Raw genomic sequence first — 411 nt, 5'->3', positions numbered from 1 at the left:
AGGAGTGCCGGAGGCGGGGGCCGCGAGGATGCGGACGGCGGCAGGAGTGCCGGAGGCGGTGGTGGCGGGAGTGCTGGCGATGGGAATGCGGGCGACGGGAATGCGGGCGACGGTTGGAGTGCCGAAGGCAGGGACGCCGGGAGTGCAAAATGCGGCAAGGACGGCGGCGACGCGAATGCGGGCGACGGAGCGCCAGCGCTGGTAGCGGCGAGCCTCGCTGTACGGGCGGAGCACTTCGTCCCACGGCACGACGGCTATTACGCCGGGTTGTTCCGGCGGCTGCTCCAACTGGCGGAGGCCGGCGGCAAAGCCTAGGCTAAGCAAGCCGAATGCAATCCAAGGCACATTTGTGCCTTGGTTGACGCGGACTCCGCCCATTCGGCCGATCCAAGGCACATTTGTGCCTTGGTT

At 68.1% G+C, this 411-nt stretch carries 1 protein-coding gene; it reads left to right on the top strand.

Going from position 1 to position 411, the window contains the following annotated elements; all coding sequences use genetic code 11:
- A partial coding sequence (locus H582_RS33395; RefSeq protein ID WP_205621419.1) for a hypothetical protein occupies positions 1 to 205 on the top strand: 205 nt, incomplete at its 5' end.
- Between the last annotated feature and the right edge of the window lie 206 nt (positions 206 to 411).

It is taken from the genome of Paenibacillus pasadenensis DSM 19293 (genome assembly GCF_000422485.1).
Lineage (GTDB): Bacteria > Bacillota > Bacilli > Paenibacillales > Paenibacillaceae > Paenibacillus_O > Paenibacillus_O pasadenensis.
This window is presented reverse-complemented; position numbering and strand designations above follow the sequence as displayed.